A 7079-nucleotide genomic window follows, 5' to 3' on the forward strand; every position below is an offset into this window, starting at 1 on the left:
CTGTGACCTCTGCCTTCGGAGGGCAGCACTCTATCCAGCTGAGCTACGGGTGCCTCACAGCGTCTATAGCGGGGCAAGGCCTGCCTCGCAACGCAGAAAACCCAAGGTCAGGCAAAGAGTTCGTGGCAAAGTTCCAGCGCATCGACCAGCGCGTCGACCTCTGCGAGCGTGTTGTACATCCCGAACGAGGCACGGCATGTGGCGCCCACACCCATGTGATCCATCAGCGGCATCGCGCAATGGGTCCCCGCCCTGACCGCCACGCCCTTCTTGTCGAGCACGGTCGAGATGTCATGCGCATGTGCCGCCCCCTCCATCCGGAACGAGAAGATCGCGCCCTTGGTCGCCGACTGACCCTGCACCTGTAGCCAGTTCAGCCCGTTCAGCCGGTCGCGGGCATAGTCGCGCAGGCCGCGTTCATGGGCGGCAATCGCATCGACCCCCACGCCCATCATGTAATCGAGCGCGACGCCCAAGCCGATCATCTGCACAATCCCCGGCGTGCCCGCCTCGAACTTCATCGGGGGGTCGTTCCATGTGACGGTGTCGCGGCTGACCTCGCGGATCATGTCGCCACCACCCATGAAGGGGCGCATCTCGGCCATGCGGTCCTTGCGGACATAGATCGCGCCGGAACCTGACGGCCCATATAGCTTGTGACCGGTGATCGCGTAGAAGTCGCAACCGATGTCCTGCACATCGACGGGCATATGCACCGCCGCCTGACTGCCATCGACCAGGACCGGCACGCCCTTGGCATGGGCACCTTGCGTGATCGCCTTGACATCAACAACGGTGCCCAACACGTTCGACATATGGGTGACGGCGACCAGTCGGGTCTTGGGGCCGATGGCGTCGATCACCTTTTGCGGGTCCAGATCGCCATTGGCGTCCACATCGACCCATTTGATCACCACGCCCTGCCTTTCGCGCAGGAAATGCCACGGCACGATATTGGCGTGATGTTCCATGATCGACAGCACGATCTCGTCGCCGGCCTGCATCCGCGGCATCGCCCAGCCGTAGGCGACCATGTTGATCCCCTCGGTCGTGCCCGAATTCATGATGATCGCCTCTTCCGAGGCCGCGTTCAGGAACCGCGCAATGATCCCGCGCACGCCTTCGTATCTCTCGGTCGCGAGGTTCGACAGGTAATGCAGGCCGCGATGGACGTTTGCGTATTCTTCCGCATAGGCGCGGGTGACGGCGTCGATCACCACCTGCGGCTTCTGGGCCGAGGCGCCGTTGTCCAGATAGACCAGCGGTTTGCCATTCACGCTGCGCGACAGAATGGGAAAGTCGCTGCGGATCTGTGCCACGTCATAGGTCATGCGAAAGCCCCCGATGGACCGATCCCCAGGGCCGCCAGCACCAGGCCTGCCCCCAGCGCCGTCAGAAGCAGCGCCAGAACGATCGTGAAGATCGCCTTGCCGACACTGTCGAATGCGTGCAAGACATTGACGAAGTTCACAAAAACCCACAGCAACACCCCAAGAGACAAGAGCCCGAAGAGCGAGCCGATGACCGGGCTGATCAGAACCAGCACGACCTGAACCGCTTCGAGTGTCAGGCTGACCGCCTGAAACCAGACGATGATCGCCAGTGTCGCCTCTTGTGTGCCGATCCCGCCGAAGAACCGGCCGACCGCGTGTGTCCCCAGCACGAAAAGCACCAGAAACACCCCGATGATCATTGCATAAGCGAAGGGTGACAAGACAAAGCCACCCGCAGTCGCCCCCTGCGGCGCCGGCGAGATGAACTGCAAGAACGACAGCAGCACGACATTCAACACCGCCACCAGCACAAGCCCGGTCCAGAGCGCCTGTTTCGGCACCTCCATCGCGATGACTTTGCGCGCAGTGTCGGAAGGCTCCGCGATGCTGGACCAGACGGCCTGCATCCAGCTTTGAAAGGTGATCGTCATAGGCTGCGTTCCGCCTCTCTAAGTGACGCCAGCCAGATGATCAGGAATGCGATTGCACCCACCACACCGACCAGCGTTGCCTGTGTTCCCGGCCCGATCAGGCCACGCACAAGGCCGTAAAACAGGATAAACGGCGAAGTGGCAAGCAAGGTCCAGAAAAGCGCCAGCCGCGCCGAATAGAAACTGCCCTTGCCGCCCAGAACCCGCGCGATCATGTGGCTTATCCCCGCTATAGCATACATCACAAGCGGCAGGATGATCACCGAGGCGAAGAATGTATAGGTCATCATGCCTTCGAAATTGATGTCCGGCGGCCATGGCGAGGGTTCATAGCCTTCGGACACACGGCGCAGGCGCGGCCATTGCGACATGAAGATCAGAAAGCAACTGATCATCAGAAACACGATGGCGCGGTCCTCGCGTCGGCCCTGGTCAAGCAGACCGCGAATGACCGCCTGCGGCCTGCGCCATGTGCGCACGATATCGGTGGTGACGGACATCAGCTGTGACGATTCAACCAGGACTCCAGACGGTCACGCAGGGCTTCGGCAAGGTCCGCGTCGTCGATCTCTTCCAGCGCTTCTGCCAGAAACGACAGGGTCAGCATGTTGCGCGCCGCCTTTTCAGGCACCCCGCGCGAGCGCAGGTAGAACAGCGCATCCTCGTCGATCGCACCCGAGGTCGAGCCATGTGAACAGGCCACGTCGTCGGCGTAGATTTCGAGCTCGGGCTTGGCGAGGAACTGGCTGTCGTCATCCAGCAAGAGCGACTGGCTGATCTGGTAGCCATCGGTCTTCTGCGCGCCCTCCTTGACCAGAATCTTGCCCTGAAACACGCCGGTGGCGCCGTTGCGCAAGACCTTCTTGAAAACCTGCCGGCTTTCGCAATTGACCGCATCATGGGTGATGAACACCGTGTCGTCATGGTGAAAGTCCTTGCCATCACCGACACAGACCCCCGCCACATGGGCGGTCGCATCATCGCCGATGATCTCGATCACGCATTCATTGCGGGTCAGGATACCGTTGAAGGTCAGTGTGAAGGACTTGAACGTCGCCTCTGCCCCGATCTGGGCAAAGCAATGGGTGACCGCCCGCCGTTCATGATCGCGGCCCTGCGCGCGGATATGGTGGAAGGTGCCGCCATCGGCGACCTGCACCTCCAGAACCTTGGAAAAGCGCGCCGCCGCCGGGCCGGTTTCCAGCACCGTGACCTCGGCCCCGGCCTCGACCTTGATGAGATTGTGCAGCGCCGCGTCCGAGGTTTCATCCTGATGCAGATAGATCAGGTTGACGGGCTTTGCAGCCTTGCCGGTCACGCGGATCGCGACGCCATCCGTCGCCGTGGCGGTATTCAGCGCGGCAAGCGCGCGGGCCACGGGCCTTTGGCCGCGGGATTCCAGAACGCCGTAGATATCCTTCGCCCAATGGATGTCGGTCTCGGCCACATCGGCCAATCGCTCGATCGTCATGCCTTCGGCGGCAAGATCATCAGAGGCTTCCGGATCGAAGACACCATCGACGAAGACGATACGCACACGATCGGTGTCGGCGAAAAGCGCCCCCTCATCGTTGTGAAACAGCGCGGCTTTCGGCGCATCCGCTGCGGTCAGCGAGGTCGGGTCCGTGTATTTCCAATACTCGTCCCGTCGCGTCGGCAGGCCCAACTGACGCACGCGGGCCAAGGCATCCGCCCGCGCGGCATTCATCCAGCCTGCGCCCTCCGGCAGGGTCAGATCCGCCAGTCGCGCCTCGGTCACGTCCTGTTTCAGTTTCGCCAGTGCCATCAGGCCACCTCTGCCATGATATCGGCATAGCCGTTGTTTTCCACCTCGAGCGCCAGTTCGGGCCCGCCGGACTTGACGATCCGGCCATCGGCCATGATGTGCACGATATCCGGTTTGATATGATCCAGCAGGCGCTGGTAGTGGGTGATCACAAGGAACGACCGCCCCTCCGAGCGCAGCGCATTCACGCCATCGGCCACCAGTTTCATGGCGTCCACGTCCAGACCGGAATCGGTTTCGTCCAGCACGCACATCTTCGGTTCAAGCATCGCCATCTGCAGGATTTCGTTGCGCTTTTTCTCGCCACCCGAAAAGCCCATGTTGACGGGGCGCTTCAGCATCTCGGCGTCGATCTGCAGGCTTTTTGCCTTTTCGCGCACGATCTTCAGGAAATCGCCCGCGCTCAACTCGTCCTCGCCGCGCGCCTTGCGCTGTGCGTTCACCGCGGTGCGCAGGAACGTCATATTGCCCACGCCGGGAATCTCGACGGGGTATTGAAACGCCAGAAACAGACCCGAGGCCGCGCGTTCCTCGGGTTCCAGCGCCAGCAGGTCTTGCCCCTCCAGCGTGGCCGATCCGGCGGTCACGACATAGCCGTCCTTGCCGGAGAGCACATAGGACAGCGTGGACTTGCCCGATCCGTTCGGCCCCATGATCGCATGAACCGTGCCGGGTGCGATGGACAGGTCCACCCCCTTCAGGATCTGCTTGTCTTCTTCCTCAAGTTTGACTTCCAGCCCTTTGATCTCAAGCATTTTTATCTCCTTAAAAGGTGGTTCGGCAAGGCCAAGCGAACCGCACCGGTGGTGTCCCGGTGCAGTGCAAGGCCGTTGCGATTGTCGGGTTTAGAACGAAAGGACGTTGGCGCCGACGATCAGCGACAGTTCCGTGGTCGAGGCCAGCACGCTGTCCACGTAATCCTGCGTATAGATCGCGGCCATCGGTTCGGGCCAGCGCCAGATCAGGTTGTGACCGGCCACCATCATCGCATAGATGCCCGCGACCTGTGAAAAGCGATCGAAGAGCGACCGTTTGCCCAAGAGCGCCGTGATCACCGCAACCATCCACAGCGCCAGAACCAGATCCAGCGCAAGAACGGTCAGCGCGGCCTCTGCCTCGGGGAAGTAGCGGACGCGGATCACCTGTCCGACGAAGTAGCCGAAGGCGCCCAGAACCGCCGAGACAATGAACAGGGCCAGAAAGGTCGGCTCTTTGTGGGCCTTGGCCTTCTTGATCTTGTCGCGGGGCACGCGCTTGGGAACATGCATGCCCAAATCCGGATCGTAATAGGATTTGTTGCGCGGATTGTTGATCCGGCCCACGCGACTTTTGAAATCGTTGATATCCTGCTTGCGATGCGCCATGACACCCCACACCCCTACCGTTGTCCCGAAGTGAGAATGCCGTGAAATCTTGGCAACAAATAGGCCGCAGCGTGACGGGCGCGCGACAATTATGATGGTCCCTCAGGGCCATGATCAGCCGACCGACCCTTCGAGACTGATCGCGACAAGCGCCTGCGCTTCCATGGCGAATTCCATCGGCAGGGCCTGCAGAACCTCTTTGCAGAAACCGTTCACGACCAGTGCCACCGCCTCTTCCTCGTCCATGCCGCGGCTGCGGCAATAGAACAACTGGTCGTCATCGACCTTGGAGGTGGTGGCCTCGTGCTCGACCCGGGACGAGTTGTTCTTCACCTCGATATAGGGCACCGTATGCGCCCCGCATTTGTCGCCGATCAGCAGGCTGTCGCATTGTGTGTAATTGCGCGACTGCTTGGCCTTGGGATGTATGGACACCAACCCGCGATAGGTGTTCTGCGCCTGTCCCGCGCTGATCCCCTTGGAAACAATGCGCGACTTGGTGTTCTTGCCCAGATGCACCATCTTGGTGCCGGTATCGGCCTGCTGCATGTTGTTGGCGATGGCGATGGAATAGAACTCGCCCTGGCTGTCATCGCCGCGCAGGATGCAGCTTGGATACTTCCATGTCACGGCAGAACCGGTTTCGACCTGCGTCCACATCACCTTGGCACGGTCGCCACGGCAATCGGCGCGCTTGGTGACGAAGTTGTAGATGCCGCCCTTGCCGTCCTCATCGCCCGGATACCAGTTCTGGACCGTGGAGTATTTCACCTCGGCGTCTTCCTCGACGATGATCTCGACCACGGCCGCGTGCAGCTGCGCGGTGTCGCGCTTGGGTGCGGTGCAGCCTTCGAGATAGGACACATAGGATCCCTTGTCGGCGATGATCAGCGTCCGCTCGAACTGGCCGGTGTTTTCGGCATTGATGCGGAAATAGGTCGACAGCTCCATCGGGCAGCGCACGCCGGGCGGGATGTAGACGAACGAGCCATCCGAAAACACCGCCGAGTTCAGCGTCGCATAGAAGTTGTCCGAAGGCGGCACGACCGAGCCGAGATACTTTTTCACCAATTCGGGATGTTTCTCGATCGCCTCCGAGATGGAACAGAAGATCACCCCCGCCTTTTCAAGCTCTTTCTGGAACGTCGTGCCGACCGAGACGGAATCGAAGACAGCATCCACGGCCACCTTGCGGCCTTCGGCGGGCGTATCCTCGGCCCCTTCGACACCGGCGAGGATCATCTGTTCCTTCAGCGGAATGCCCAGCTTTTCATAGGTGGCCAGCAGCTTGGGATCGACCTCGTCCAGCGACTTGGGCTTCGTCGCCATGCTTTTGGGGCGGGCATAGTAGTAGATGTCCTGAAAATCGATGTCAGGATAGTTGACCATCGCCCATGTCGGCTCTGTCATCTTTTCCCACCGCTGCAAGGCAGAGAGCCGCCATTCGGTCATCCAGGCGGGTTCGTTGTTCTTTGTGGAAATCAGGCGGACGATGTCGGGATTGACGCCCTTGGGCGCAAAGTCCATCTCGATCTCGGTTTCCCAGCCATACTTGTAGGCACCGGACAGTTCCTTGACCGCCTCGACGGTTTCCTGATCGACGCCGTCCTTGACCACGACTTTGTCCATAGCTGTCATCTTTCCGTTCCTCTCAAGCGGCCTGACGCCGCGCCATCTTCTTCGACCAGGCCTCGGCAAAGCGCGATACCTCGTCTTCCGTCGTCTCGATCCCCAGCGACACGCGCAACGCGCAGGCCGCCGCTTCATCGTCCAGCCCCAGCGCCCGCAGGACGCGGCTGGTCTTCACCTTGCCGCTGGAACAGGCGGAGCCTGCCGAAACGGCAAATCCCGCCAGATCCATGGCCATCACCTGGGTTTCGCCCTTCCAGCCGGATGTGACGAAACAAGAGGTGTTGGGCAGTCGCTTCTGCCCTTTCCCGACAAAAATAGTATTGTTTGAAGCGGCCTCAATGGCGCTTTCTAGAATATTTCTAAGTTTTTCGAC

The 7079-nt window shown here is 60.7% G+C and carries 8 protein-coding genes; all 8 read right to left on the minus strand.

Going from position 1 to position 7079, the window contains the following annotated elements; all coding sequences use genetic code 11:
* Window positions 1-107: 107 nt before the first annotated feature.
* Window positions 108-1331, minus strand: coding sequence for a cysteine desulfurase (locus V7N12_RS01785; RefSeq protein ID WP_333712226.1), 1224 nt, complete (start codon window positions 1329-1331; stop codon window positions 108-110).
* Window positions 1328-1924, minus strand: a complete 597-nt coding sequence (locus V7N12_RS01790; RefSeq protein ID WP_333712228.1) for a YIP1 family protein — start codon at window positions 1922-1924, stop codon at window positions 1328-1330. Before V7N12_RS01790 ends, V7N12_RS01785 begins: the two co-directional genes overlap by 4 nt.
* Window positions 1921-2424, minus strand: coding sequence for a YIP1 family protein (locus V7N12_RS01795; RefSeq protein ID WP_333712229.1), 504 nt, complete (start codon window positions 2422-2424; stop codon window positions 1921-1923). Before V7N12_RS01795 ends, V7N12_RS01790 begins: the two co-directional genes overlap by 4 nt.
* A complete protein-coding gene (sufD, locus tag V7N12_RS01800) occupies window positions 2424-3710 on the minus strand; it encodes a Fe-S cluster assembly protein SufD (protein ID WP_333712231.1) in 1287 nt (428 codons plus the stop codon). The genes V7N12_RS01795 and sufD overlap by 1 nt, the downstream gene beginning before the upstream one ends.
* Window positions 3710-4465 (minus strand): Fe-S cluster assembly ATPase SufC, encoded by a 756-nt coding sequence (gene sufC / locus V7N12_RS01805; protein WP_333712232.1) that lies wholly within the window; start codon window positions 4463-4465, stop codon window positions 3710-3712. The genes sufD and sufC overlap by 1 nt, the downstream gene beginning before the upstream one ends.
* A gap of 90 nt (window positions 4466-4555) precedes the next feature.
* Complete coding sequence (locus V7N12_RS01810) at window positions 4556-5074, minus strand: hypothetical protein (protein ID WP_333712233.1); 519 nt, start codon at window positions 5072-5074, stop codon at window positions 4556-4558.
* A 114-nt stretch (window positions 5075-5188) separates the two neighbouring features.
* The gene (sufB, locus tag V7N12_RS01815; RefSeq protein WP_333712234.1) at window positions 5189-6712 is read right to left on the minus strand and encodes a Fe-S cluster assembly protein SufB; all 1524 of its coding nucleotides are present in this window, start codon (window positions 6710-6712) and stop codon (window positions 5189-5191) included.
* Window positions 6713-6725: 13 nt separating this feature from the next.
* The coding region (locus V7N12_RS01820) for an aminotransferase class V-fold PLP-dependent enzyme (RefSeq protein WP_333712235.1) at window positions 6726-7079 on the minus strand (354 nt) is incomplete at its 5' end.

It is taken from the genome of Yoonia sp., from assembly GCF_036770585.1.
Taxonomy (GTDB): Bacteria; Pseudomonadota; Alphaproteobacteria; order Rhodobacterales; family Rhodobacteraceae; genus Yoonia.